The sequence below is a fragment of the Pseudomonas sp. NFACC41-3 genome, from assembly GCF_900109505.1.
GTDB classification, from domain to species: Bacteria; Pseudomonadota; Gammaproteobacteria; order Pseudomonadales; family Pseudomonadaceae; genus Aquipseudomonas; species Aquipseudomonas chlororaphis.
In genome coordinates this window covers 1,248,281-1,272,775 of sequence record NZ_FOAE01000001.1, presented here as the reverse complement: position 1 = coordinate 1,272,775, position 24,495 = coordinate 1,248,281, and the positions used below count along the sequence as shown (strand labels likewise).

Sequence of the window (24,495 nt, the reverse complement as noted above, 5' to 3'; positions counted from 1 at the left end):
TTATCAGATAGAGAGGGTTCCGCAGTTTTATCCGACTCTTGACTGGTCATTCCCAGCCCAGTTTCCTGTAGGAAGTCTTGTCTTGTTCGGGAAAGTCCGTCAGGTACTCGCCCCACTGCATGTGCGCATAATATTTAGTCATCGCTTCGAAATGACTTTCAGCCTCAACCTCCCAAACAAGCTTCGCTTCCGAATGCATAAGCGCACGCGCACCATCACCTTCAGCACCGGCTAGACAAAAGGTCTGACAGCCATCAGGTTCCTGCCAAAGTTCATGATTCATATTCAAGGTTCTGTTTTTTAAGGTCGTTATGGTGCCCGAAACTCTGATGGAACGGCCGTTATGGATCGGCTCTGTAGAAGAGACAGAATCCGAACGCCGACTTTTTCAACAGAATCGGTCGATTGCAGCCCTTCGCAACTGGCTACCCAGAGGCGGACATTCAACTGAGGGCGCATTGCACAACCATTATGGGCTTTATAGGATCTCGTCAGCGCTCATCATCAATCGAGGTTCACATGGATAGCAGATCGCTGGAAATCGAGAGCGCCGTCTATGACGAGTTTCTAGACTTGTGGGATCTAGGAATCTTTAAAGAACAACGCCTAGGCCAAGCTTTCTACAACCATTTCCGCCTGCATCATCTTACCGATCAAACAGCCTTATATAACCTCTATGAGGCCGACGGTGAGAAAGCTTTAGTTGCGATATCCCGTCTTTTCCGCATCAGTTGACTGTAAGGTTCGTGCCGCGTCAGCACTATGAAGTGACAGCGTCGAAGCCATTCGTTGTGTACTGATTTCAACCCTTAGCGGTAATGGCTTAACACTCAAGGAGAATTGCCCATCATGGATACAGCCATCACGTACCGAACGGCGACCGTAGAGGATGCGCTGACCATTTGTGAGTTGGGACAATTACTCAACGCGATTCATCACGCTGCCCGTCCCGATATTTACACTGCTGCCACCCAGGACTTTTCGCGCGACCTCCCGCACTGGATGAGTTTTTTCGAGAAACCAACCCAGGTTGTTTTCATTGCGAATATCGGCCACCAGGCCGCTGGCTTCATTTCTGCCAGCCTGTCGACAAGCTCCGGTCCGCTGATGCAACCGCTGGATTTCGTTCGTATTGGGTCGGTGTGTGTAGACGAACAATTTTGGGGGAAGGGTATTGGTCGAACCCTTGTACGACTCGTTCAAGACTGGGCAATCGAGCACAACGCCAAAGATATAAGGCTGTCGGTATGGACGTTCAATGCACGTGCAACCCGTATGTACACGGAGTTGGGGTTCGAGCCCCGGGCGCTGGAGATGGGGATGTCCGTTTAGAGGGTATTCCCTCATGGTAAAAAAGGTAGACATCCCGAGCCTTCTTGATAGGCCTTACCAAGGATACGAGGCCAGAGGCGGCTGTTGGCAACCTCGGCATCCTGTCGATGATGCTGAGGACCGGTTTAATCCACATCCCAAAGCAGACGCTGTCAGCTACTCGCCAAAGTGGATTTCACCCTTGAGCCTTTGCGGTTGAAATGGGCATCGAATCACGCCGAACGCTGTTCTATCCACCGCCGGTATTGGCGAGTGCGACAGGCATTGGCGAGCTGTTGCAAGAGCAGCGCGCGTAACGGTGACACGCCTGGATAGGGCTTTTTGTCCTGGCTGAGTTTGCGCAGCTGGAACTTGACGACCGCCATGTTGGCCAAGGACGCGATGGCCTTGTTTTTCCAGGTGATCGGTGGCAATTGCGGTGCATTGTCTTTACCCAGAAGCCAATCACGCGGCAGGTAGGGATCGATGGCCAAGGCCGTTCCGATACCGACCATGTCCACGCCACTCTTGACGACCATTTCGGCAATGGGACGCCGGCGTACGCCACCGGTGACCATCACCGGCATCCTGGCGACGGTCTGGATGTCACGGGCAAACTCGACGAAATAGGCCTCACGCGCCAGAGTGCGACCATCGCGCGCCTCGCCTTGCATGGCCGGCACTTCGTAGCTGCCACCGGATAACTCGACCAGATCCACACCCAGGTCGTTAAGCAGCTCAACCACCTTTTTTGCGTCATCGGCGGTGAATCCGCCACGTTGGAAATCGGCCGAGTTGAGTTTGACCGCCACCGCAAAGCCTGGGGAAACCACGGCCCGTACCGCCGTGACAATCTCAAGCAGCAGGCGTGCCCGGTTTTCCAGGGAGCCGCCCCACTCGTCCGTTCTCTGATTGGTCAGCGGCGACAGGAACTGGCTCAACAGATAGCCATGGGCCGCGTGGATTTGCACGCCGGTGAAACCGGCCTCTTCACCGAGGCGCGCAGCCCGTGCGAAGCGCTGGATAACCTCTTCGATCACGCTGGGGGTCATCGCGTGGGGCGTGGCGAAGTGCTTGGACATTTTGCCCAGGTTCAGCGGTATGGCTGACGGTGCCCAGGTCTTCTGCCCAAGGCTTGCCCGCATCTGGCGGCCGGGATGATTGATCTGCAGCCAGAACTGCGCACCGCCGGATCGACCGATCCGTGCCCAGCGCCTGAACTTGTCCAGTTGCTGGTCATCCTGCAGCACCACGCCGCCCGGCCCGGTCATGGCGCGGCCATCGACCATCACGTTGCCTGTGATTATCAGCCCGGCGCCACCATCGGCCCACGCCTGATACAGGCGCATCAGTTCTTCGGAGGGCGCCTGGTCGGCGTCCGCCATGTTCTCTTCCATGGCAGCTTTGGCGACGCGGTTCTTGATGGTCGAACCATTGGGGAGTATCAGGGTGTCGAACACATTCATGGGCAGTCCCTCATTTGACGTGGGGCCAGCCTAAGTTTGAAGTGAGCTTGAAGGTCAATACCTTTTTTCAACTGCATCCGACAGTTTCATCGGACACCGCCTATTCGATGTTCAAGGCGCCCGATCCTGGCAAGCGCGTCACCAGATCGGCGCCCAGCAACCTCGCAGGTGTGTAGGTACCGCCAGCCGGGCGCGCCTGTAACAGGTAGTCGACCACGGTCAGCGCACCGTAGACCGTCAGACTGTAAACATTGGTGGTGTGCACGCGCGCCACCTTGCAATCGCCGCGAGCGTTACGGGCTTCGCCCCAGACATAGGTGCCCTGATCAGCGCGCTTTTCATCATCCGGGCCGATCACGGTCTTGCCAATGTGTGCCTTGAGCCGCTTCTGCACGAACGACAAGCCCAGCAGCGGGCGAATGAAGTTGGCGAACCTGGCGCCGCGAATCATGCCGGCGGAGCCCGGCACGAACACCTCGATATTGGCAATGCCGGTGGTGTGATAGGCCGTGGAAACGTCGCCCCAGGGAATGGTCATGGCAAGCTTTTCTCCAGCGCCAAAGTCGATACGACGCACCCGATAGGCCAAGGGTACAGACACGATTTTCCCCTCGCGACGTACCTTGCCGCCCTGGGCCAGGCCTTCGATCGAAGTCTTGGCGGTGCCCGGCGACAAGCTGGAGCGCGAATCGAACCCCAAGGCCAGGTGCGTTGCATCCGGCAGCGCGGCCTTGAGTGCGGCGGCGACGCAGTCGGTGGGAATCACGTCGAAGCCGACGCCGGGGCAAATCACCACGCCCGCCGCTTGCGCACGCTCATGCAGGGACTGGGCATGCTCGAACACGGCAATCTCGCCGGTGATGTCCAGGTAGTGCGAATGAGCCCGCAGACAAGCGTCCATCATTGGTGCGGCGGTCGCCGAAAACGGCCCCGCGCAATGCAGAACCAAGCCATGGCCCTTGATCTGGGCTAGCAGTCGCACCTCGTCATCCAGCCCGAAAATACGTGCCTCAAGCCCCAGCTCCCGGGCCAAGGGTTCGATCCTGTCGCGGCTGCGCCCCGCCAGCACCGGCCTGAGCCCACGCTTGACGGCTTCGCGGGCGATCAGCTCGCCGGTATACCCGTAGGCGCCATAGATCATCCATTTCATCTGCGTCACGGGGTGGTCTTGCTGGCTCATGCTGTGGCTCCTGACTGGATGGTTAAGTGCGTTCTTGCCCAATCGGCGCCAGACGCTAATGTTGAAGTCAGGTTTAGAGTCAAGCAGAAGCGCGCCAGCGCCAACGGAAGCTTTTTGGAAATATGGGGGTTGACCTTAAAGCATGGTTCAAGGTGAGCATGACTGGCACTGCATGACAGTCGGAGCCCGGATGATGTTGAAGACCCTTGTTTCTTGTGCGTTGGTATTGATAGGCGGTGTATTCATGAGTTTTGCAAATGCTGAAACCAACCCTTCCACTGCAATACCGAAGGATCGCCAGATACTGGTGATCATGACCAACCACGCCAGCTATCCCTCACGCACCGACACCACGGGGCTGTGGTTGACCGAGCTGACGCATTTCACGGATGTCGTCGAGGCCGCCGGTTATACGACGGTTTTTGCCAGCCCCAAGGGCGGAGCGGTTCCGCTGGACGAGCGCAGCCTCGGTTGGCTCTATATGGACAAGGCCGCCCGTGAGCATTTGCAGTCACCGGCGTTTCGCGCTCGCCTGAACAACACGATACCGATCGCCGACATCGATCCCTCCCGGTTCAGCGTCATCTATTTCACGGGGGGCCACGGCGTCATGTGGGACTTTCCCGAAAACCCGGACCTGCGTCGTGTCGCCGAAAAGATCTACAACCAGGGCGGCATCGTCTCAGCCGTCTGCCATGGCGTGGCGGGACTGGTGGATCTCAAGGATGAGCAAGGCCAGGCACTGATCAAGAACAGAAACATCACCGGTTTCTCAAATCGCGAAGAGCTGCTTTCGGGCATGAAGAACCAGGTTCCCTTCTTCCTCGAGGACAGGCTGGTCGGCCAGGGTGCGCGTTACCGCAAGGCCTGGTTGCCATTCACCTCATTTGCCATCACCGATGGACGCCTGGTGACGGGGCAGAACCCTCAGTCGCCCAGGGCCGTGGCTGAAGCCGTGATGGCCTTGCTCTCGGCGGGCAATAAAACTCGCTGAGCCATTGCAAACGGCACGCTGAAAACCAACGAAAAAAGCCAGCTCACGACGCTTGACCTTAAAGTTCAGTGCCGAGCTTGCCAGGGTTCGCGGCGTTGTCGGTTATAACCTGCCGAAATGGCTGACGGGCATTGACCGAAAAGAAGAGGCTACCTCGGTGGTCTATGACATTACCGACAGCCAGACCGGCCAGGTGGACGTGTCCTTCACAGCGAAGAAACTCGATGACCTGTCCAGCGACGTCGATATCGTCACCAACCGCTTCACCAATCTCGATTACAAGGGCCAATTAGCCTATGGGTACGCGGTTTCCCGCCAGCTCAGTCACGGTTCCAGCAGGAGCGCGGGCTCGGCAACCCTTACGCTTGGCAATGGCAGCCTGTCGAACTACATCCGCTCCTTGCAGCTTGGGAAAATGCTGAAGTACGAATATGTGCCAGCGTTCCAAAGCGCGCTCTACGCGCCAAAACCACTGGTTACCCTGGTTGGTACGCACTGATCAAAGGGGCATGGCTTTTTACCCCTGTCAGGCCTTATCAGCCTGACAGGTTGCGTGTTACTTGGAAGACGCACCATTACGGCGGCCTGAAGCGGGCGCCACCCCCTCTTCGCGCAGACGATGCAATAACAACTGCGTGTTCTCCACACAGCCCACGCCCTCGGGCTTACTCTCGACACCCTCGATCACAAGCAGTAGTTGGGCTTTATTCTGGGCCAGCCGTTGCTGGAGGATTTCGATTTCCTCGACCTTGCGCTTGAGCCCACTGAGCAACTCTTCATGCCGCCATCCGTTGGCATTCGTCGGCAGTAACTGGCGGATCTCCTCCAGCGAAAAACCTGCCGCCTGTGCCCCCGTGATGATCTCCAGGACCCACTCGGTGTCAGGTGCGTAGTCCCGATACCCGTTGGCTTTGCGCTCGACGGATTTGATCAGGCCGCTCGCTTCGTAGAAGCGGATGCGTGAAGGCGCCAATCCGCTGATTTTCGCCAGTTCGCCAATTCTCATATTCCCACCCGAAAAACCATTGACCTTAAAGTTTACTTTAAACCTAAAGTAAATTGGCGGCCAAGCAGCGCAGGTGTAAAGCACTGCTCGACCGCCATGGACCCAGGGGAAAGTGGACACCAGACCAGAGCCAACCCCCGCCGGAATGCCTATTGGACAGGGCGCACGTTGCTCATGAAAGGCTGCGATCGGAACTCGCTTCGGTCATGGCCTACCTTCCACACAGGAGATGCGAACATGGGGTATGTCACTACGAATGGGGGTGGGGTCATTACCCCGCTCCCTGGCTCGCTTTTTCGAAGCGACTTGAATGATCCGCGCAAGCGTCGTCCCATGACTCAAGCGCTCTCTTGCCGAGCGTCAACTTTTGGCTGCCGCTAAACGGCACCACTATTCGCCATCCAACCAGGCCCCCCAGCCGATTTGCAGTAAACTCTCCCCCCTCACGCCGCTCTCCTCCTCCCTGCGGCTCACCTGATTGTTTGCGGAGTTTGCCTTGCGTCTGTTTCACACCTCCGACTGGCACCTGGGGCAGAACCTCCATGGCCAGGAACGCGATTTCGAGCATGCCTGCTTTCTTGAATGGCTGTTGCGCCAGCTGGCGCTGCACAGCCCTGATGTGCTGCTGATTGCTGGCGATATCTTCGACACGGTCAATCCGCCGGTCAAAGCCCAGGAGCGGCTGTACGACTTTATTGTCAGTGCCCATGAGCAGCAGCCCGGCCTGACCATTGTGATGATCGCCGGCAACCATGACTCGGGGTCGCGCATCGAGTTGCCGGCGCCCTTGATGCGGCGTCTGCGCACCCACGCTTTGGGCCGGGTGTTGTGGCTGGACGACGGGCAGTTGGACAGCGAGCGTCTGTTGCTGCCGTTGCCCGATGCCAGCGGCGCGATTGCCGGTTGGTGCCTGGCGCTGCCGTTCCTGCGGCCGGCGGAAGTCACCGGCGCGCACCTGGGTGACGATTACCTGCGGGGCATCGGCCAGGTGCATGAATGGCTGATCGCCGCGGCCAACGCCAAGCGCCAGCCGGGCCAGGCGCTGGTCGCCATCAGCCACGCGCATATGGCCGGTGGCTCGGTATCGGAGGACTCCGAGCGCAGCCTGATCATCGGCAACGCCGAGGCCCTGCCCGCCAGCCTGTTCGGCCCGAGCATCAGCTACGTGGCTCTGGGGCATCTGCACAAGCCGCAGAAGGTCAACGGCGAGGAGCGCATCCGCTACAGCGGCTCGCCGATTCCGCTGTCGTTCTCCGAGATCGGCTACCAGCACCAGATCCTCGATATCCAGCTCGACGGCGAGACCCTGGTCAGCGTCGAACCACGGCTGATCCCGCGCGCGGTCAACCTGCAACGCCTGGGCCCGGCGCCGCTGGCGGAGATCCTGCTGCAACTGGCCGAGTTGCCGGACATCGACCTGCTGGCCGAAGAACAGCGCCAGCCCTGGCTGGAAGTGCGGGTGCGCCTGGACGAGCCGCAGCCGGACCTGCGTCAGCAAGTGGAAAGCGCCCTGCAGGGCAAGGCCGTGCGCCTGGTGCGGATTGCCGCCGAATACGCCGGCCATGGCGGCCGCGAGGGCGACGACGGCGCCGCGCAACTGGTGGAGCTGGACCAGCTCAGCCCGCAGGACCTGTTCAGCCGCGCCTGGCTGGACAGCTACGGCAGCGAGGTGGATGAACAGACCCTCAAGGACTTCGCGCAACTGCTCCAGGAAGTGCAGCACGAGGAGGAACAGCCATGAAGATTCTTGCCATCCGCCTGAAGAACCTGGCCTCCCTGGCCGGCCCCTTTGAAATCGACTTCACCGCCGAGCCCCTGGCCAGCGCCGGGCTGTTCGCCATTACCGGGCCCACCGGCGCCGGCAAGAGCACCCTGCTCGACGCCCTGTGCCTGGCGCTGTTCGGCGCGGTGCCGCGGCTGAACAATATCGGCCGCGAAACCAAGGTGCCGGAGGTCGACAGCGAGATGCTCACCAGCGACCCGCGCACCCTGCTGCGCCGTGGCACCGGCAGCGGCTACGCCGAGGTCGACTTCGTCGGCATCGACGGCCATCGCTACCGCGCCCGCTGGGAAACCAACCGCGCCCGGGACAAGGCCAACGGCAAGCTGCAGGCGAGCAAGCAGAGCCTGCACGACCTGGACAGCAATCAACTGCTGGCCAGCCAGAAGCGCGACTACGAACAACTGATCGAAGCCAAGCTGGGGCTCAACTTCGAGCAGTTCACCCGCGCGGTGATGCTGGCCCAGAGCGAGTTCAGCGCCTTCCTCAAGGCCGACGACAAGGAACGCAGCGAGCTGCTGGAAAAGCTCACCAACACCTCGATCTACAGCCAGCTCGGGCGGCGCGCCTACAGCAAGAGCAAGGAGGCCGAGGAACAGCACAAGACCCTCAAGGCCCAGGCCAGCGGCATCACCCCGCTAGAGCCCGAGGCGCGGGCCGAACTGGACCAGCGCTTCGACGCCGCCCAGCAGCAGCTCAAGACCCAGCAGGCGCAGCTCAAGCAGCTGGAGCTGCAACACGGCTGGCTCAAGGAATTGCAGCAGTTGCAGGACCAGCAGCAGAGCGCCGCCGAGCAACTGCAACAGGCGCAATCGGCCTGGGAAGGCCTGGCCAGCGAACGGACCCGGCTGACCCGCCTGGAGCAGCTGGCGCCGCAACGCCATCAGTTCGCCCGGCAGGTGGAACTGAACCAGCAACTGACGCCGCTGCGCGAACAGATCCAGCAACAGCATCAGCAACAAGGCGCAGAGCAACAACGCCAGGGCGAACTGGAGCAGCAGTTGGGTACGGCCCAGGCCGCGTTGCTCGCCGCCCAGGAACAGCAAAACACCAGCGCGCCGCTGCTGCGCGAGGCCTTTGCCGAGCAAAGCACCCTCGCCCATCTGGGCAAGACCTGCGGCGAAGCCGGCGCGCTCAAGGACAAGCTGCAACAGGCCAGCGAACAAGGCCAGCAGGCGATCCAGGCCATGCTCGAACAGCAGCGCCTGGTGGGCGAACGCCTGCAGCGGATTGCCGAACAGCTGGAACACAGCACCCACCTGGCGCCGCTGAGCGATGCCTGGAATGCCTACCGCGATCGCCTGCAACAGCTGATGCTGGCCGGCAACCGGCTGAACAAGGGCCAGGAAGAACTGCCCGGCCTGCAACAACGGACCGCCAGCGCCGCGCAGCAACTGGCCGCGCAACGCGATGAACTGCAAGTGCTGTACAGCGAAGCCGGCGCCGAGCCCCACGCGGTGGCCGAACAGTTGCAGATCCTCAGCGACCTGCTGCAGGACAACCGCAAGCAACAGCGCGCCTTCGAAGAACTGGCGCGGCTGTGGGCCAGCCAACAGGAGCTGGACAAACGTGGCGCGGAGCTGGCGGACAAACTGCAGGCCGCGGCGCGCCAGCGCGAAGAGCTGAACCGGATCGGCCTGCAGAGCAAGGCCGAACTCACGGTCGCCGAACAGACCCTGACGGTGACCCAGCAACTGCTGGAACGCCAGCGCCTGGCGCGCAGTGCCAGTGTCGAAGAGCTGCGCGAACAGTTGCAGGACGATCAGCCCTGCCCGGTCTGCGGCAGCCACGAGCATCCCTACCATCAGCCCGAGGCGCTGTTGCAGAGCCTGGGGCGCCATGACGAAAGCGAAGAAGCCAACGCGCGCAAGGCGGTGGATGAACTCAAGGAAAAACTTGCCGAACTGCGCAGCCAGGTCGGCGGCCTGATCGCCCAGCAAAAGGAATTCCTCCAGCAACAGGAACAACTGGCCAGCCAGCAGCAGGCCCTGGCGCCAAGTATCGAAGCCCATCCGTTGTCGGCGGCGCTGCTCGACCAGGACGCCGGCAAGCGCGATGCCTGGCTGAACCAGCAACTGAGCCAGTTGAACCAGAGCATTCAGCAGGACGAACAGCGCCAAGGCGCCCTGCTGAAACTGCAAAAGGACGCTGGGCGCCTGCAACAGCAACTGCAGGCAGCGATCGAAGCCAGCCACGAGGCCACGCACCACCTGACCCAGCAGCAACAGCAGCTGGGCGCGGACCGCCAGCGCCTGGAAGAAGAGCTGTCGGCCTTCGCCACCCTGCTGCCGGCCGATACCCTCGAAGCCCTGCGCAACGACCCGGCCGCGACGTTCATGCAGATCGACCAGCAGGTCATGCAGCGCCTGGAGCAGCTCGACCAGCAGAAGGAAGAAGTGCAAGAGCAGCAACAGCGCCAGCTGGCCCTGGACAAGGAACAGGACCGCCAGCAGACCCGCGTGCAGCAACTGCAAGCCGCCCAGGAACAATTCAATACCCTGGCCGAACAGCAGCAGGCGGCCCACAACAAGCTCGCGCAACTGCTGGGCGAACATGCCAGTGCCGAACAGTGGCAGCAGCATCTGGAACAGGCTGTGGAACAGGCGCGCGCCGCCGAGGTGCTGGCCAACCAGCAGTTGCAGGAAGTCCGCCGCCTGCTGGTGCAACTGGGCGCGGAACTGCAAGGCAAGGAGGAGCGCCTGCTGGCCCTGGAAGCCGAACAGCAGGAACTGGGCAGCAAGATCGCCGACTGGCGCCAGCAGCACCCGGAGCTGGACGACGGCGCGCTGGAGCAATTGCTCAGCCTCGACGACCAGCAGGTCGCCGCGTTGCGCCAGCAGCTGCAAGAGCGCGAAAAGGCGGTGGAACAGGCCAGGGTCCTGGTCACCGAACGCGAGCAGCGCCTGCACAGCCATCAGGCCCAGCACGACGGCCAGCTCGACGCCGAACAACTGGCCGGTGCCCTGGGCGAGCTGCACAACCAGCTGGCCGCCAGCGAACAGTTGAGCGCCGAACTGCGCGCCCAGCAGACCGAAGACCAGCGTCGGCAAGACGCCAACCAGGCGCTGGGCGAACAGATCGCCCAGGCCTACACCGAATGGCAGCGCTGGGCGCGGCTCAATGCCTTGATCGGTTCGGCCAGCGGCGACACCTTCCGCAAGATCGCCCAGGCCTACAACCTCGATCTGCTGGTGCACCACGCCAACGCGCAACTGCGCCAGCTGGTGCGGCGCTATCGCCTCAAGCGCGGCGGCAGCATGCTCGGCCTGCTGGTGATGGACACGGAAATGGGCGATGAACTGCGCTCGGTGTATTCGCTGTCCGGCGGCGAGACCTTCCTGGTGTCCCTGGCACTGGCCCTGGGCCTGGCGTCCATGGCTTCCAGCACGCTGAAGATCGAGTCGCTGTTTATCGACGAAGGCTTCGGCAGCCTCGATCCGGAATCCCTGCAACTGGCGATGGACGCCCTCGACGGCTTGCAGGCCCAGGGGCGCAAGGTGGCGGTGATTTCCCACGTGCAGGAAATGCACGAGCGGATTCCGGTGCAGATCCAGGTACGGCGCCAGGGCAATGGCCTGAGCACCCTGGAGGTGAAATGAATACGTTGTATTCGTTCCGTCGCTGCCCCTACGCCATGCGCGCGCGCCTCGCGCTGCGCTACAGCGGGGTGCCGCTGGAGATAGTCGAGGTCAGCCTCAAGGCCAAGCCGGCCGAGATGCTGGCGCTGTCGCCCAAGGGCACGGTGCCGGTGCTCAATGTTGACGGCCGGGTGATCGACGAAAGCCTGGATATCATGCGCTGGGCCCTGGCCCAGCACGATCCGCAGGATTGGTTACTGAAGGACGATGGGCCGGCGCAGCACCGGATCGACGCGCTGATCGCGGAAAACGACCAGGTGTTCAAGCTGCACCTCAATCGCTACAAATACGCCGAGCGTTATCCCGAGCAGCCGATGGAGCATTACCGCGGCCAGGGAGAAGTATTTCTACGGCAGTTGGATGAACTGTTGAGCCAGCGCGATTACCTGCTGGCGGATCACCCGAGCCTGGCGGACATGGCCCTGGCGCCGTTCGTGCGGCAGTTCGCCCATGTCGATCGCGAGTGGTTTGCGCAGACGCCTTACCGGCATTTGCAGCGCTGGTTGCAGCGGTTCCTGGAGTCGGAGCTGTTCACCCAGGTGATGGCCAAACCACCCTTGTAGCCGCTGCCGCAGGCTGCGCCTACATGGGTTTGCGAATCTCGCTTGAGGCTGGCCGTAACCGGGCTTAAATGCCGCGAAATGCATCTGGCTGGCCACCGACCTGTAGCCGCTGCCGAAGGCTGCGATCGACCGGAACGGGCGCTGCGATCTCTCGGACGCTGGAGGTCCTTCGGACCTATCGCAGCCTGCGGCAGCGGCTACAGGGTTGTACCTCGGATCAGGCCAGCACACTGCACATCTGCAACGCCGAGCAATCAACGCTGAACGGGCCGAAGAACGCGGCCTTGGGTTTGGCTGGCGGGTTGCCGGCCAACAGGCCCAGGGCCTTGGCGGTTTCGATGTTGTGGGCGATGTTGTGATTGCATTCGATGGCCCGGGCCAGCGAGCCCGCCGAGCCCTGCCCTATCCCCAGCAAGGACGCGCCATTGGTCATGAACGCCAGGACGGCAATGACCCAGAACCTGCGTCCTTTCATAGCAGCGCCACTCCCGCATCCGCAGGGTGTTCGGCGGCTTGCGCGCGGTGTTCGAACTGGATGGCCGGGTAAGCGACCTGGATCGGCGGTTGCGCTGCCGATGGGGTCTGGGCCGAGAGGCTGACCAGGAGGACCATGGCCAGGTACAGGCCAATGGCGACATAGGCGCCGCGCTTGGCAGAGGTGAGGATCGAGTGGGCCATGGTGGTCTCCGTGGGCATGTTTGCGTGCCCACAGAATCCGTTAAAAGCGCCCGCCGCAGAAACAACCTCGGTGCATAGTCACCATCAGTTGGATTGATCGTGAATCCGTGGCCAATCAATCCCCAAGCAGGGTCAACATGCGCTCGCGAGAGGTTTCCGGCTCGCCTTCGACGGGCTGGGCAGCCGAGAGAATCGGGGTGGAATAAAGGAACAGAAGAACCACTGCCAGACGCATCGCCATGCTGTCGATCCTTGGAAAGGAGGAGTCAATTAATTAGCGTCAAATTTAAACATATGGCGATATGACATTACCAAGCTAATTTGCCTGGCATGAGGGAAAACGTCGCATACAGGTGATGCAGGAGCGACATCACTGTCGGTCCGCTGGATGAACGAGTCCATCCAGGGAAGCCAGTGATGTCGCTCCTGCATACCTGGGCGTTGCGGGGAATTTCAGTGTTGGATCTTGTGATCCAGGGCGGCGTAGAAGTTGGCGCTCTGTTGCAGGTATTTCTGGGTGTAGGTGTTGGTCGCGGATTTTTTCTCGCTGATTTCCACGTTGGCGCTGGCTGGCAGGGCCACGGTAGCGGAGATGGCGGAAGCGGCGATCACGGAGAAGAGATTGAAGTTCATTCGGGTAACCCTCGTATGCAGTCGGCTTGTTTGCCCGGAAGCCTTGATGCGCCGGGCCGTGAAGCAAAACTACGCCCGAGGGTTGGCGGGTTGAAATCTTTTCCAGCAGTAGCAGATATCAGCGTCATTAATAGAAAGGCTCAGGCCCCGTCAACCGGGGCCTGTGGCTTATTGACGCACCAGGAACTTGATATCGCTGGGTGAATCGAACGGCAGTTTCTGCACGGTCTTGCCGAGGAAACCGGTCTTGGCGTCACGCTCGATCACCACGATTTCGTTGCTCTTCTGGTTGCCGATCAGCACGTACTTGTTGCTCGGATCGAGGCTGAACTCGCGAGGGTGATCGCCCTCCACCGAACGGCGCTGGATCTCCTTGAGCTGGCCGGTGGCTTCGTCGATGGCGAACACCAGCAACTGATTGGCCGTGCCGCGGTTGCTCACGTACAGGTACTTGCCGTCTTTCGAGGCATGCAGCGCACCCGCCGCCTTCTTGTCCTTGCCGCCACTGGTCAAGTCGAGGATCTGCTTTTGGGTCAGCTTGCCGTCCTGGTAATCGAACATCACCACCTGGGCACTCATTTCCAGGGTCAGGTAGGCGTGCTTGCCATCGGCGCTGAACAGCAGGTGCCGTGGGCCGCTGCCCGGCGGCAGCTCGACGAACGCCGGCTCAGCCGCGGTCAGGGGGCGCTCGGCGTTGGCCTTGGGGTCGTAGCGGTAGACGAAGATTTTGTCCGCGCCCAGGTCGCTGGCGAACACGAACTGGCCGTCCGGCGACGACACCACCGAATGCACGTGGGCCGCCACCTGGCGCTCGGGGTTGACCCGGCTGCCTGGGTGGCTGCTGAGCTGGACCACCGGCGACAGCTTGCCATCGGTACCGACCGGCAACACCGCGAGGCTGCCGCCTGGATCCGCAACCACCGAATAGTTGCTGACGAACAGGTAGCGGCCATCGCCGCTCAGGCTCGAATGCGTCGGCTCGTTGCCCAGGCTCTGCACCTGGTTGATCGGGTTCAGCTTGCGGCTCTTGGCTTCGATGCCGAAGCTGCTGACCCGGCCGATCGGGTCGGCTTGTCCTGGCCCGTTCTCGTTGACCACGAACAGCTGTTTCTGGTCCTTGGACAGGGTCAGCCAGGACGGGTTGGCGCTCTTGACCACCTGCAGCGGCTTGGCGTCGATCTTGCCGGTGCGGCCGTCGAACTTGAGGCGGTAGATGCCTTCGCTCTGGCCCTGGGTGTAGGAACCGACCAGCAGTTCCTGAGTCTCGACCGGCGCGGCCTGCACGGCCATGGCGCCGACACTGCCAGCCATCAGCAGTGGCCAGAAGTTACGCATCCTCATGTTCATCCTCCTCATCGTTACGGGCACTGAAAGCACTCATGCACACCAGGCGGTGCTCACCGGAATCGCCGACGATGGTCCAGCTCTGCAGGGTATCGTCGAAGGTCGCGGCGTTGACCTGGGCCAGGCTGAAACTCCAGCGCTTGGCCGCGCGGCCGTCCATGCATTCGATCAGCAGCTGTTGGTCGTCAAGGGTGAAGTCGAAGGCATGCAGCCCGTCGATTTCCAGCATGTCGCAGGCTTGGAGGGCAGTCAGCAAAGTGTCTGTAGCGGCAGTCATGGTCGTCAGTCAGCAATGGAAAGCGGCCATGATAGCGGGTCCGGCGCGGCGCGGCTGTAGTGGCATTGCAAAGTTCGCGCGCCCCATTGTTACAAACCCTGTAGCCGCTGCCGCAGGCTGCGCCAGGGCCGAAGGCCCTCCTGGGCCCGGAAGACCGCCGCGACCGTGCCGGTCGATCGCAGCCTCGCGGGCTCGGCAGCGGCTACAGGTCACGGAGACGGGCAATAAAAAACCGCGACCTGGGTCGCGGTTTTGCTTGCAGCCGCAAGGCTTAGTGGGCGAACAGCGAGTTGCCCTTCTGCCCCGCCAGTTTCTCCGGCTTGATCAGGAACCGCGCCAGCGCCGGCAGCAGCCACAGCGCGCCGAACATGTTCCACAGGAGCATGAAGGTCAGCATCAGGCCCATGTCGGCCTGGAACTTGATGGCCGAGAAGATCCAGGTAGCCACGCCGATGGCCAGGCACAGGCCGGTGAACAGCACCGCCTTGCCGGTGGATTTCAGGGTCTGGTAGTAGGCCTCCTGCAACGGCAGGCCGGCACGCAGGAAGCTTTCCAGGCGGCTATAGATGTAGATCCCGTAGTCCACGCCGATCCCCACCCCGAGCGCCACCACCGGCAAGGTCGCGACCTTCACGCCGATGCCCATGAACGCCATCAGCGCGTTACCCAGCACCGAAGTCAGCACCAGCGGCAAGACGATGCACAGGGTTGCCGCCCACGAGCGGAAGGTAATCATGCACATCACCGCCACGCAGATGTACACCAACACCAGGATGGTCAGTTCCGAGCGCTTGATCACTTCGTTGGTGGCCGCCTCGATCCCTGCGTTACCCGCCGCCAGCAGGAACTCCAGGCCCTCCTTGTTGTGCTCCTTGGCGAACTCCTGCACCGCATGCACCGCACGGTCGAGGGTCTCGGCCTTGTGGTCGTTGAGGAAGATCAGCACCGGCGCCAGCGAGCAGTTGTTGTTGTACAGGCCGTCGGCCCGGGCGATGGAGTTGTTCAGCACATCCGGGTTGCGCGACAGGGTTTCCCATTTCAGGTTGCCCTCGTTCATGCCCTTGATCATTTGCTTGGACACGGTCACCAGGGAAATCGCCGACTGCACGCCCTCGGTGTTCTGCATCTTCCACATCAGCTCGTCGATCGGCGCCATGGCTTCGTAGCGCGAGCAGCCTTCGGAGGCGGTCTTGACCATCACCACCAGCACGTCGGAACTGGTGGAGTAGTTGTTGATGATGAAGTTGTTGTCCTTGTTGTAGCGCGAGTCCGGACGCAGTTCCGGCGCGCCCTGGTCGAGGTCGCCGATCTTCAGGTTCTGGCTGTACCAGAGGCCGCCACCGAAGGCCAGCAGGGCCAGGAAGATCGACACCGGGGCGACTTTCGGGCTGGCGAAGTTCGACAGCAGGCGCCAGAACGGATGCTCGCGGGTGGCGTCCTTCTTGCTGCGCTCGATCGCGCGCTTGCTGATGCCGACATAGGAAATCGCCACCGGCAGCAGGATCAGGTTGGTGAACACGATCACCGCCACGCCGATGGACGCGCCGATGGCCAGTTCGCGAATCACCCCGATGTCGATGATCAACAGGGTGATGAAGCCCACGGCGTCGGCGAGGATCGCGATCATCCCCGGCAGGAACAGCTGGCGGAAGGTGCGCCGGGCCGCGGTCAGGGCGTTGTCGGCACCGCTGGATTGCAGGGCGATACCGTTGATTTTCTGCACGCCGTGGGAAATACCGATGGCGAAGATCAGGAACGGCACCAGCATCGAATAAGGGTCGAGGCCAAAGCCCACGGCGTGCATCAGGCCCAGCTGCCAGACCACCGCCACCAGGGTGGTGATGAGCACGGCGATGGTGCTGCGGATGCACCAGGTGAACCAGTACAGCAGCACCAGGGTGATCAGGAAGGCGACGCCGAAGAACATCACCACCATGATCAGGCCGTCGATCAGGTCGCCGACCTTCTTGGCGAAACCGACGATATGAATCTTCACATTGGGGTTCTGCGCCTCGAACTTGTCGCGGATCTTTTCCTCAAGCTCGTGGGAGAACTTCTGGTAGTCCAGGGCCAGCAGCTTGCCCTGGTCCTCTGGGTCCGGGTAGGACTCCAGCAGCGGGATGTCGACGATGCTCGACTTGAAGTCGTTGGCCACCAGGCGCCCGACTTGGCCCGACTTGAGCACGTTGTTGCGCAGCAGGTCGAGGCTGTCGGCCGAGCCGTTGTAGCTCTGCGGGATCACTTCGCCGCCGGCGAAGCCTTCCTCCGTCACTTCGGTCCAGCGCACGCTGGGGCTCCACAGCGACTTCAGGCCCGAGCGGTCGACGCCGGAGATGTAGAACACCTCGTCGTGGATCTGTCGCAGCGTCTCCATGTACTCCTTGGTGAAGATGTCACCGTCCTTGGCTTCCACCGAGATGCGCACGGTGTTGCCCAGGTTCGCCAGGTCGTTGCGATGCTCCATCATCTTCTCGATGAAGGGATGCTCGAGCGGGATCATTTTTTCGAAGCTGGTGGACGGCTTGATCAGCGTGGCCTGCCAGAACAGGAAAACGCTGACCAGCAGGCAGATGACGATCACTGCCGGGCGGTTGTTGAAAATCAGACGCTCGAGAAACGTCGCCTTGTCGGTTTGATGACTGCTCATGGAAGTGTTCCCGCCTTCTTATTATTTGGCCCGGCTTGCTTGCCCTGATTATTTTCCGAGATCGGCGCCATTCGCCGAGGTCGAGCGCACACCGCCCTGCCCCGCCAGAATCAGGTTGCCATTGCCGGCCGCCGTCACCGCTGCCAGGGAGATCCGGTCCGGACGGTTGTAGACGCTGAAGGTCAAGCCGTTGTCGGTGCTGCGCACCACGCTGCCGCCGTTGCCGACGATCACCAGCGAGCCGTCGTCCAGCAGCGTGGCGCCGGACAGGCCGAACTCCAGGCTGCCACGAGCCGCTTTGAGCTCGACCTGCTCCCAGGTGCTGCCGAAATCGGTGGAGCGATAGAGGTTGCCGCGCAGGCCGTAAGCCAGCAGCGTGGCGGGCTGGGCGGTGCCGATCACGCCGAAGAACGAACCTTCATAAGGGCCTTCGAGGCGTTCCCAGGTCTGCCCCCAGTCGGCGGAGCGGAACATGCTGCCCTGCTCGCCGACGATGAACAGCCCGGAATCCTTCACTGCCGCAATGGCGTTGAGGTGGTACTGGTCTTCGTTGTCCAGGCGGTCGCTGGCGTCTTCCCAGTGCTTGCCGCCGTCGGTGGTGGCCAGCAGTGCGCCGTAGGCACCTACGGCAAAACCGTTGCGGGTGTCCTGGAACCACAGGTCCAGCAGCGGCGCTTCGCGCTTGAGGTCTTCGAATTGCTTGGTCCAGGTCAGGCCGCCGTCTTCGCTGGCGAGCACCTGGGCATCGTGGCCGACGGCCCAACCGTGCTTGGCGTCGACGAAGTACACCGCGGTCAGCAGCTGCCGGGTCGGTACCTTGGCCTGGGTCCAGGTCTGGCCCTGGTCGTCGGAATAGAGAATGTGCCCGCGATCGCCAACGGCGACCAGGCGCGAACCGGCATGCACGACATCGAGCATCAGGCCCTTGCTGGCCTTGGCCGATTCGGTGGAATAGACAGTGTCCGCTGCGGACGCAGCGGCCTGGACCGGGGCCGGTAACAGGGCGACCCCCAACAGCGAGAGCGCTGTAGCCAGCAACGCAAATCTGCGCAAGGCCGGCGGGCGGCAGGAACTCACACCCATGACAGGCTCACTCATAGACCTTTCCCCCATTTATTATTGTTAGGTCGTTCAACCTTTACAGGGCGCCGTTCGGGGCATGGGATCCAGGACACCGTCCTGAAACCTGCAATCTAGAGCCCCTTCGGAAGCTGACCTATCCTATCGGGCTTTAGAAACGTCTGACAATCGACGCCACGTTATCTTTTGTTAACCACCGTACCCAGCCTGGAACCTGACTGCTCAGTCGATACTGAGGCAACGTACGAAGCGTAGCTGAGGCTGGAACACCAACGCCGCGGACTGCGCCTCCCGGCTTTGGCTATGATTGAGCTGCGTGGTCTGCAAGCCGGACTTCAGGAGTGAACCATGATTGCCATACGCGAGGCGTGGAAAGCCGGATTGCTGGGACGCGCGCACTGGGCCCGCAACCTGGTGTCCGGGGTGATTGTCGGCGTGGTGGCGCTGCCGTTGGCCATGGCCTTCGCCATCGCCTCCGGGGTCAAGCCTGAACAGGGGATCTACACCGCCATCGTCGGCGGCCTGCTGGTGTCGTTGTTCGGCGGCAGCCGCTTGCAGATCGCCGGGCCCACCGGGGCCTTTATCGTGATTCTGGCCGGAGTCACCGCCAAGTACGGGGTCGACGGCCTGCAACTGGCGACCATGATGGCCGGGATCATCCTGTTCCTGCTGGGCATCAGTCGCCTGGGGGCCCTGATCAAGTTCATCCCGGACCCGGTGATACTCGGCTTTACCGCCGGGATCGGGGTGATCATCTGGGTCAGTCAGTGGAAGGACTTCTTCGGCCTGCCCGCCGTCGGCGGCGAGCACTTTCACCAGAAGCTCTGGCACCTGTTGCAGGCCCTGCCCGACCTGCACCTGGCCACCACCCTGCTGGCCCTGCTCAGCCTGGCGCTGTTGTGGGGCGTGCCCAGGGTCGCGCAGCTCAAACGCCTGCCGGCGCCCCTGGTCGCCATGACCCTGGCCACGGCCCTGCAGTCACTGTTCCAGTTCGACGGCGTGGCCACCATCGGCAGTGCCTTCGGCGGCATTCCCCAGGGCTTGCCGGCGCTGCAGTTGCCCGAGATCAGCCTGCCCCGGGTGCTGGACCTGATCGGCCCGGCCTTCGCCATCGCCATGCTCGGCGCCATCGAGTCGCTGTTGTCGGCGGTGGTGGCCGACGGCATGGCCGGCACCCGCCACGACTCCAACCAGGAACTGATCGGCCAGGGCATCGCCAACCTGGCCACGCCGCTGTTCGGCGGATTCGCCGCCACCGGCGCGATTGCCCGCACCGCGACCAATATCCGCAACGGCGGCAGCAGCCCGCTGGCGGGCATCGTCCACGCCTTGGTCCTGGTGCTGATCATCCTGTTTCTCGCACCGCTGGCGGCCAATATCCCGCTGTGCGCCCTGGCCGCGATCCTGTTCGTGGTGGCCTACAACATGAGCGAGCTGCACCACTTCAAGCGCATGGTGCAGCGGGCGCCCCGGGCGGACGTGGCGATTCTGCTGGCCACCTTTACCCTCACGGTGTTCAGCGACCTGGTGATCGCGGTGAATATCGGGGTGATTCTGGCGATGCTGCATTTCCTGCGGCGCATGGCCTCCTCGGTGGAGGTGCAACAGGTGGTGGAACAGGACCTGCAGCATGAGCTGCACGGCAACGGCCAGTTGCATCTGCCACCGGGCGTGCTGATCTACACCATCGAGGGGCCGCTGTTCTTTGGTGCCGCGGAGACTTTCGAACGAGCGCTGGCGCAGACTCACAGCGACCCACGGGTGCTGATCATTCGCCTGAGACACGTGCCTTTCATGGACATCACGGGCTTGCAGATGCTGGAGGAAGTGATTGGCCAGCTGCATAAACGCGCGATTGTGGTGAAGCTGTGCGAAGCCAACCTCAAGGTCCACACCAAGCTTGAGCGGGTCGGCATCCTGCACGCCATCGGCGCGCAGAACTATCACCCTGACCTGAGCAGCGCCCTGACCACCACCCTGTAGCCGCTGCCGCAGGCTGCGAACGGCCCGCAGGGACGCAAGAGGCTGGACGGGAGATTGTCAGGCAAGCCCCTGCGGGGCTTTTCGCAGCCTCGCAGGCTCGGCAGCGGCTACAGCTGTCGAGCCTACATAGGCCCAAGCCCGGCGTCAGGCGAGGCTTTTGCTCACCACTTCGAACACGTCGCTGGACAGCTCGCCGGAAGCACGAATGCGTTCCAGCTCGCCTTTCATCAGCGCCTGGCGGGCGCTGTCGTATTTGCGCCAGCGGGTCAGCGGCGCCAGTTGCCGCGAGGCGATCTGCGGGTTGAAGCCGTTGAGCTGGATCACCAGGTCGGCCAGGAAGCGGTAGCCGGAGCCGTCCGCGGCGTGGAAGTTGATCAGGTTCTGGCCGGCGAAGGCGCCGATCAGGGCGCGCACCTTGTTCGGGTTCTTGATGTTGAATGCCGGGTGCTGCATCAAGGCCTTGACCCGCTCCAGCCCGCCCGGCAGCGTGCTGCCGGCCTGGACGCTGAACCACTGGTCCATGACCAGGGCGTTGTCCTTGAAGTGCTCGGCGAACACCGCCAGGGCCTTGGCTTTCTCGGCCTCGAACGGCGAGTTGACCAGCACCGCCAGCGCGGTCAGGCGCTCGGTCATGTTGTCGGCGGCGTCGAACTGTTCGATGGCGGCCGCCAGCACTTGCGGCTTCTCGGTGAGCATCAGGTACGACAACGCGATGTTTTGCAGGGCGCGGCGAGCGAAGTGCGCGGACTCGGCGACATAGTCGGTACTCCGGGAAACCTCGCGATTGGCCTGGTAACGCTTCCACAGCGCGTCGAACAGGCTATCGGCCAATTGCTGGCGAGCGAACTCGCGCGCCGCGTGAATGGCCTCGACATCCGCCACTTCGCTGATCTCGGTCAGATAGGCCTCGCCCGGCAGCGAAAGCATTTCCGCGACCATGGCCTGGTCCAGGCTGTCATCGGCCAGCAGCGTAGCCAGCGCCGTGACCAGACGCTGGTCCAGCACCAGCGCCTGGCTCTGCTGATGCTGGGCAATCAGGTCTTGCAGCACCTGCACCGCCAGTTGCTGGCCGGCGTCCCAACGGTTGAAACCGTCGCTGTCGTGCTGCATGAGGAACATCAACTGGTCGCGGTTGTACGGGAAGCTCAGCTTCACCGGCGCCGAGAAACCGCGCAGCAAGGACGGCAGTGGCTGTTCGGCGATGTCGACGAAGGTGAAGGTCTGCTCGGCTTCGGTCACCGAAATCACCCGCGAAGTGCCTTGCGCGGTGGCTTCGCCGGCCAGGCGCAAGGCAATGGCCGCGCCCTTGGAGTCCAGCAGGCCCAGCTCGACCGGAATCACGAACGGCAGTTTTTCCACTTTGTCCGGGGTTTGCGGGCAGCTCTGGCGGAAGGTCAGGCTGTAGGTCTTCGCCTTCGCGTCATAGGCCTCGCTGACCGCCAGGCGTGGGGTGCCGGCCTGGCTGTACCAGCGCTTGAACTGGCCCAGGTCGATGCCGTTGGCATCTTCCATGGCCTTGACGAAATCGTCGCAGGTCACGGCCTGGCCGTCGTGGCGTTCGAAGTACAGGTCGCTGCCCTTGCGGAAGCCTTCGGCGCCCACCAGGGTGCGGATCATACCGACCACTTCCGAACCCTTCTCGTACACGGTCAGGGTGTAGAAGTTGGAGATCTCGATAAAGCTCTCCGGACGCACGGCGTGGGCCATGGGGCCGGCGTCTTCGGCGAACTGGTGGGTGCGCAGGTAGGCCACGTCCTGGATGCGCTTGACCGTGCGCGAGTTCATGTCCGAGGAGAAACCGGCATCGCGGAATACCGTGAAGCCTTCCTTGAGCGACAGCTGGAACCAGTCGCGGCAGGTCACGCGGTTGCCCGACCAGTTGTGGAAGTATTCGTGGGCGACGATCGCCTCGACCCGCTGGTGCGCGGCGTCGGTGGCGGTTTCGGCGCGGGCCAGCACGGCGCTGGAGTTAAAGATGTTGAGGCCCTTGTTCTCCATGGCGCCCATGTTGAAGTCGTTGACCGCGACGATCATGAAGATGTCCAGGTCGTACTCACGGCCGTAGGTCTGTTCGTCCCAGCGCATGGACTTCTTCAGGCTGGTCATGGCGTGCTGGCACTTGTCGATGTTTTCCGGCTCGACGTAGATGCGCAGCGCGACTTCGCGCTGGTTCATGGTGGTGAAGCTGTCCTCGACGCACCACAGGTCACCCGCCACCAGGGCGAACAGGTAGGCCGGTTTCATGAACGGGTCTTCCCAGGTCGCCCAGTGCCGGCCGTCTTCGCCCGGCCCGCTGGCGATCGGGTTGCCGTTGGACAACAGCACCGGGTAGCTGTGCTGCTCGGCCACCACGGTGGTGGTGAACTTGCTCATCACATCCGGGCGGTCGAGGTAGTAGGTGATCTTGCGAAAGCCCTCGGCCTCGCACTGGGTGCAGAACATGCCGCCGGACTTGTACAGGCCTTCCAGGGCGGTGTTGCTTTCCGGGTGGATCTTGACGCTGGTGTCGACGGTGAAGGATTCGCGGGTCGGCTGCAGGGTCAGGTGGCTGGCGCTCAGCTGGTAATCCGCGGCCGTCAGCTCGCGGTCGCCCAGGGACACCGACAGCAGCTCCAACTGCTGGCCGTCGAGCACCAGCGGCGGCAGGCCGGCGCCATGCGCCGGGTTGCGGCGCATCACCAGTTGCGCATGGACCAGGCTGTGGTCCTCGAACAACTCGAAGGTCAGGTGCGTTTCGTCGATCAGGTACTCGGGCGCCTGATAATCCTTCAGGTAAATCATCTTCGGTTGTTCGGTGCGCATGCGGCGAATCCTTCTACTGATGCACGGCGAGCTGGTAGGCCGTGTATTTACGAATATTGATCACGCCGGTATCGAAGATCAGGTATTGGCCCTTGATCCCCAGCAGCGTGCCTTCGGCAATCGGGTTCTTGTCCAGGTTGAAGCTGACGATCTTGGCCGGGTACTGCTTGACCGGGTAGCGGATCTCGATCGGCTCGACATCGCTGACCGGTTGGATCGCCTGCAGGCCGAAGCGTTCCTGCAAGGCGCGCAGGCCCTCGGCGCAGGAAGCGAACAGCTGGTCGCGCACTTGCGCCAGGTCCACCGCCTCGGCGTCGCCCTTGAGCAAGGCACGCCAGTTGGTCTTGTCGGCCACCTGGGTGCGGAACAGGTCCTCGACGAAACCGGACTGCTGGCGGGTCGCCACGCGCATGATCGGCAGCGCCTGGCTGGCGCCCTGGTCGAGCCAGCGGGTCGGCAACTGGGTGGCGCGGGTGATGCCGACCTTGATCCCCGACGAGTTGGCCAGGTACACCACGTGGTCGGTCATGCAGAACCGCTCGCCCCAGGACGGCTCGCGGCAGGTGCCGGCGTCGTAGTGGCAGCGTTCCGGGCTCATGATGCAGATATCGCACTGGGCCAGCTTGGTCATGCACGGGTAGCAGTAACCCTGGCTGAAGCTGGTCTTGGTCTTGCGCCCGCAATGGGTGCAGTGGATCGCCCCCAGGTATTCCAGGCGCAGGGTGCTGCCGATCAATGGATTGACCGGCACCTCGGTGTCGCCAAGGCGAAAGGCATACTGCACGTCCGCCCCGTCCAGGCGCGCCGACATTTTACTGATGGAGCCACGGCCGATCTCGATCAATGGATGGCATCCGACTTGAACAGGATGTTCGGCACTTCGATCGACTTCGACGCACATTCTTGCGGGCCCATGTAACCGGTGCGCTGCTCTTCGGGCAGGTTCTGCATTTCCCAGGCGATCATCGCCTGCAGGGACAGCTCGCGCTGCTCGGCGGTGAGCTTGCGGCCATCGGACCACTTGCCGATCTCTACCGCCAGTTTCAGGCTCTGGTAGATGTCCGGGGTGATGTTTTCAATCATTTCAACAAACGACGACATAAGCGGTCTCCA

Annotated in this window: 22 protein-coding genes and 1 pseudogene; 8 read left to right on the top strand and 15 right to left on the bottom strand. The window is 62.2% G+C overall.

What is annotated here, in order from left to right:
• Nucleotides 1-46: 46 nt before the first annotated feature.
• Nucleotides 47-283: a hypothetical protein gene (locus BMY68_RS05910; RefSeq protein ID WP_048381736.1), complete on the bottom strand. Its 237-nt coding sequence runs from the start codon at nucleotides 281-283 to the stop codon at nucleotides 47-49.
• Between the two features lie 236 nt (nucleotides 284-519).
• Between BMY68_RS05910 and BMY68_RS05905 the strand changes: the two genes are divergently transcribed.
• Together BMY68_RS05905 and BMY68_RS05900 are read left to right on the top strand one after the other, a co-directional pair.
• Nucleotides 520-735 carry a hypothetical protein gene (locus BMY68_RS05905; RefSeq protein ID WP_085531060.1) on the top strand — a complete coding sequence of 72 codons (216 nt, stop codon included), beginning with the start codon at nucleotides 520-522 and terminating at the stop codon, nucleotides 733-735.
• A 114-nt stretch (nucleotides 736-849) separates the two neighbouring features.
• Entirely contained in the window at nucleotides 850-1,332 is a 483-nt protein-coding gene (locus BMY68_RS05900; protein WP_085531062.1) for a GNAT family N-acetyltransferase, read from the top strand.
• 212 nt (nucleotides 1,333-1,544) lie between these two features.
• On the opposite strand, the gene BMY68_RS05895 is transcribed toward BMY68_RS05900, so the two are convergent.
• Nucleotides 1,545-2,777 carry an NADH:flavin oxidoreductase/NADH oxidase family protein gene (locus BMY68_RS05895; RefSeq protein WP_009043625.1) on the bottom strand — a complete coding sequence of 411 codons (1,233 nt, stop codon included), beginning with the start codon at nucleotides 2,775-2,777 and terminating at the stop codon, nucleotides 1,545-1,547.
• 100 nt (nucleotides 2,778-2,877) lie between these two features.
• Nucleotides 2,878-3,957 carry a saccharopine dehydrogenase family protein gene (locus BMY68_RS05890; RefSeq protein ID WP_085531064.1) on the bottom strand — a complete coding sequence of 360 codons (1,080 nt, stop codon included), beginning with the start codon at nucleotides 3,955-3,957 and terminating at the stop codon, nucleotides 2,878-2,880.
• A 190-nt stretch (nucleotides 3,958-4,147) separates the two neighbouring features.
• Here BMY68_RS05890 and BMY68_RS05885 point away from each other — a divergent pair, with 190 nt between their 5' ends.
• Both BMY68_RS05885 and BMY68_RS05880 read left to right on the top strand, forming a co-directional pair.
• The gene (locus tag BMY68_RS05885) at nucleotides 4,148-4,951 is read left to right on the top strand and encodes a type 1 glutamine amidotransferase domain-containing protein (RefSeq protein WP_085531577.1); all 804 of its coding nucleotides are present in this window, start codon (nucleotides 4,148-4,150) and stop codon (nucleotides 4,949-4,951) included.
• Nucleotides 4,952-5,024: 73 nt separating this feature from the next.
• A pseudogene (locus tag BMY68_RS05880) lies at nucleotides 5,025-5,450 on the top strand (acetoacetate decarboxylase (ADC)); the annotation flags it as partial.
• Nucleotides 5,451-5,507: 57 nt separating this feature from the next.
• Here BMY68_RS05880 and BMY68_RS05875 read toward each other — a convergent pair.
• Nucleotides 5,508-5,957 (bottom strand): MerR family transcriptional regulator, encoded by a 450-nt coding sequence (locus BMY68_RS05875; protein ID WP_085531066.1) that lies wholly within the window; start codon nucleotides 5,955-5,957, stop codon nucleotides 5,508-5,510.
• Nucleotides 5,958-6,453: 496 nt separating this feature from the next.
• Between BMY68_RS05875 and BMY68_RS05870 the strand changes: the two genes are divergently transcribed.
• From BMY68_RS05870 to BMY68_RS05860, 3 genes are read left to right on the top strand one after another with little or no spacing between them, the layout of a single operon-like run.
• Nucleotides 6,454-7,698 carry an exonuclease SbcCD subunit D C-terminal domain-containing protein gene (locus BMY68_RS05870; protein ID WP_085531068.1) on the top strand — a complete coding sequence of 415 codons (1,245 nt, stop codon included), beginning with the start codon at nucleotides 6,454-6,456 and terminating at the stop codon, nucleotides 7,696-7,698.
• On the top strand, nucleotides 7,695-11,336 hold the full coding sequence (locus BMY68_RS05865) for an AAA family ATPase (RefSeq protein WP_085531070.1): 3,642 nt from the start codon (nucleotides 7,695-7,697) through the stop codon (nucleotides 11,334-11,336). The genes BMY68_RS05870 and BMY68_RS05865 overlap by 4 nt, the downstream gene beginning before the upstream one ends.
• The gene (locus tag BMY68_RS05860; RefSeq protein WP_085531071.1) at nucleotides 11,333-11,938 is read left to right on the top strand and encodes a glutathione S-transferase; all 606 of its coding nucleotides are present in this window, start codon (nucleotides 11,333-11,335) and stop codon (nucleotides 11,936-11,938) included. Before BMY68_RS05865 ends, BMY68_RS05860 begins: the two co-directional genes overlap by 4 nt.
• A gap of 217 nt (nucleotides 11,939-12,155) precedes the next feature.
• On the opposite strand, the gene BMY68_RS05855 is transcribed toward BMY68_RS05860, so the two are convergent.
• The 8 genes from BMY68_RS05855 to BMY68_RS05825 form a co-directional block, all read right to left on the bottom strand.
• Nucleotides 12,156-12,413 carry a hypothetical protein gene (locus BMY68_RS05855; RefSeq protein WP_009043616.1) on the bottom strand — a complete coding sequence of 86 codons (258 nt, stop codon included), beginning with the start codon at nucleotides 12,411-12,413 and terminating at the stop codon, nucleotides 12,156-12,158.
• Complete coding sequence (locus tag BMY68_RS05850; protein WP_085531073.1) at nucleotides 12,410-12,616, bottom strand: hypothetical protein; 207 nt, start codon at nucleotides 12,614-12,616, stop codon at nucleotides 12,410-12,412. The genes BMY68_RS05855 and BMY68_RS05850 overlap by 4 nt, the downstream gene beginning before the upstream one ends.
• 115 nt (nucleotides 12,617-12,731) lie before the next feature.
• A complete protein-coding gene (locus BMY68_RS30260; protein WP_009043615.1) occupies nucleotides 12,732-12,857 on the bottom strand; it encodes a hypothetical protein in 126 nt (41 codons plus the stop codon).
• Nucleotides 12,858-13,069: 212 nt separating this feature from the next.
• Nucleotides 13,070-13,249, bottom strand: a complete 180-nt coding sequence (locus BMY68_RS05845) for a hypothetical protein (protein WP_007923220.1) — start codon at nucleotides 13,247-13,249, stop codon at nucleotides 13,070-13,072.
• Nucleotides 13,250-13,417: 168 nt separating this feature from the next.
• On the bottom strand, nucleotides 13,418-14,590 hold the full coding sequence (locus tag BMY68_RS05840; protein WP_062825710.1) for a lactonase family protein: 1,173 nt from the start codon (nucleotides 14,588-14,590) through the stop codon (nucleotides 13,418-13,420).
• Nucleotides 14,577-14,870: a DUF5629 family protein gene (locus tag BMY68_RS05835; RefSeq protein WP_016704661.1), complete on the bottom strand. Its 294-nt coding sequence runs from the start codon at nucleotides 14,868-14,870 to the stop codon at nucleotides 14,577-14,579. The genes BMY68_RS05840 and BMY68_RS05835 overlap by 14 nt, the downstream gene beginning before the upstream one ends.
• Before the next feature lie 271 nt (nucleotides 14,871-15,141).
• Nucleotides 15,142-17,517, bottom strand: a complete 2,376-nt coding sequence (locus tag BMY68_RS05830; protein ID WP_009043611.1) for an efflux RND transporter permease subunit — start codon at nucleotides 17,515-17,517, stop codon at nucleotides 15,142-15,144.
• Between the two features lie 48 nt (nucleotides 17,518-17,565).
• Nucleotides 17,566-18,615 (bottom strand): WD40/YVTN/BNR-like repeat-containing protein, encoded by a 1,050-nt coding sequence (locus BMY68_RS05825; RefSeq protein ID WP_085531075.1) that lies wholly within the window; start codon nucleotides 18,613-18,615, stop codon nucleotides 17,566-17,568.
• A gap of 330 nt (nucleotides 18,616-18,945) precedes the next feature.
• Here BMY68_RS05825 and BMY68_RS05820 point away from each other — a divergent pair, with 330 nt between their 5' ends.
• On the top strand, nucleotides 18,946-20,580 hold the full coding sequence (locus BMY68_RS05820; protein ID WP_009043609.1) for a SulP family inorganic anion transporter: 1,635 nt from the start codon (nucleotides 18,946-18,948) through the stop codon (nucleotides 20,578-20,580).
• A 144-nt stretch (nucleotides 20,581-20,724) separates the two neighbouring features.
• Here the strand turns inward: BMY68_RS05820 and pepN are convergent, their stop codons facing one another.
• Genes pepN through BMY68_RS05805 form a run of 3 tightly spaced genes read right to left on the bottom strand, consistent with a single transcriptional unit; the run spans nucleotide 20,725 to nucleotide 24,483 of the window.
• Nucleotides 20,725-23,382, bottom strand: coding sequence for an aminopeptidase N (gene pepN, locus BMY68_RS05815; RefSeq protein ID WP_085531077.1), 2,658 nt, complete (start codon nucleotides 23,380-23,382; stop codon nucleotides 20,725-20,727).
• 13 nt (nucleotides 23,383-23,395) lie between these two features.
• On the bottom strand, nucleotides 23,396-24,226 hold the full coding sequence (locus BMY68_RS05810) for a DUF2797 domain-containing protein (RefSeq protein WP_085531079.1): 831 nt from the start codon (nucleotides 24,224-24,226) through the stop codon (nucleotides 23,396-23,398).
• Complete coding sequence (locus tag BMY68_RS05805) at nucleotides 24,223-24,483, bottom strand: YeaC family protein (RefSeq protein WP_007920905.1); 261 nt, start codon at nucleotides 24,481-24,483, stop codon at nucleotides 24,223-24,225. The genes BMY68_RS05810 and BMY68_RS05805 overlap by 4 nt, the downstream gene beginning before the upstream one ends.
• Nucleotides 24,484-24,495 lie beyond the last annotated feature (12 nt).

What these genes read in the sequence shown, in the direction of transcription:
- BMY68_RS05825 (WP_085531075.1), bottom strand. Translation starts at nt 18,615, where the DNA reads ATGAGTGAGCCTGTCATGGGTGTGAGTTCCTGCCGCCCGCCGGCCTTG.
- BMY68_RS05845 (WP_007923220.1), bottom strand. Translation starts at nt 13,249, where the DNA reads ATGAACTTCAATCTCTTCTCCGTGATCGCCGCTTCCGCCATCTCCGCT.
- pepN (WP_085531077.1), bottom strand. Translation starts at nt 23,382, where the DNA reads ATGCGCACCGAACAACCGAAGATGATTTACCTGAAGGATTATCAGGCG.
- BMY68_RS05885 (WP_085531577.1), top strand. Translation starts at nt 4,148, where the DNA reads ATGATGTTGAAGACCCTTGTTTCTTGTGCGTTGGTATTGATAGGCGGT.
- BMY68_RS05890 (WP_085531064.1), bottom strand. Translation starts at nt 3,957, where the DNA reads ATGAGCCAGCAAGACCACCCCGTGACGCAGATGAAATGGATGATCTAT.
- BMY68_RS05830 (WP_009043611.1), bottom strand. Translation starts at nt 17,517, where the DNA reads ATGAGCAGTCATCAAACCGACAAGGCGACGTTTCTCGAGCGTCTGATT.
- BMY68_RS05820 (WP_009043609.1), top strand. Translation starts at nt 18,946, where the DNA reads ATGATTGCCATACGCGAGGCGTGGAAAGCCGGATTGCTGGGACGCGCG.
- BMY68_RS05840 (WP_062825710.1), bottom strand. Translation starts at nt 14,590, where the DNA reads ATGAGGATGCGTAACTTCTGGCCACTGCTGATGGCTGGCAGTGTCGGC.
- BMY68_RS05865 (WP_085531070.1), top strand. Translation starts at nt 7,695, where the DNA reads ATGAAGATTCTTGCCATCCGCCTGAAGAACCTGGCCTCCCTGGCCGGC.
- BMY68_RS30260 (WP_009043615.1), bottom strand. Translation starts at nt 12,857, where the DNA reads ATGGCGATGCGTCTGGCAGTGGTTCTTCTGTTCCTTTATTCCACCCCG.
- BMY68_RS05835 (WP_016704661.1), bottom strand. Translation starts at nt 14,870, where the DNA reads ATGACTGCCGCTACAGACACTTTGCTGACTGCCCTCCAAGCCTGCGAC.
- BMY68_RS05905 (WP_085531060.1), top strand. Translation starts at nt 520, where the DNA reads ATGGATAGCAGATCGCTGGAAATCGAGAGCGCCGTCTATGACGAGTTT.
- BMY68_RS05875 (WP_085531066.1), bottom strand. Translation starts at nt 5,957, where the DNA reads ATGAGAATTGGCGAACTGGCGAAAATCAGCGGATTGGCGCCTTCACGC.
- BMY68_RS05805 (WP_007920905.1), bottom strand. Translation starts at nt 24,483, where the DNA reads ATGTCGTCGTTTGTTGAAATGATTGAAAACATCACCCCGGACATCTAC.
- BMY68_RS05900 (WP_085531062.1), top strand. Translation starts at nt 850, where the DNA reads ATGGATACAGCCATCACGTACCGAACGGCGACCGTAGAGGATGCGCTG.
- BMY68_RS05895 (WP_009043625.1), bottom strand. Translation starts at nt 2,777, where the DNA reads ATGAATGTGTTCGACACCCTGATACTCCCCAATGGTTCGACCATCAAG.
- BMY68_RS05860 (WP_085531071.1), top strand. Translation starts at nt 11,333, where the DNA reads ATGAATACGTTGTATTCGTTCCGTCGCTGCCCCTACGCCATGCGCGCG.
- BMY68_RS05855 (WP_009043616.1), bottom strand. Translation starts at nt 12,413, where the DNA reads ATGAAAGGACGCAGGTTCTGGGTCATTGCCGTCCTGGCGTTCATGACC.
- BMY68_RS05850 (WP_085531073.1), bottom strand. Translation starts at nt 12,616, where the DNA reads ATGGCCCACTCGATCCTCACCTCTGCCAAGCGCGGCGCCTATGTCGCC.
- BMY68_RS05910 (WP_048381736.1), bottom strand. Translation starts at nt 283, where the DNA reads ATGAATCATGAACTTTGGCAGGAACCTGATGGCTGTCAGACCTTTTGT.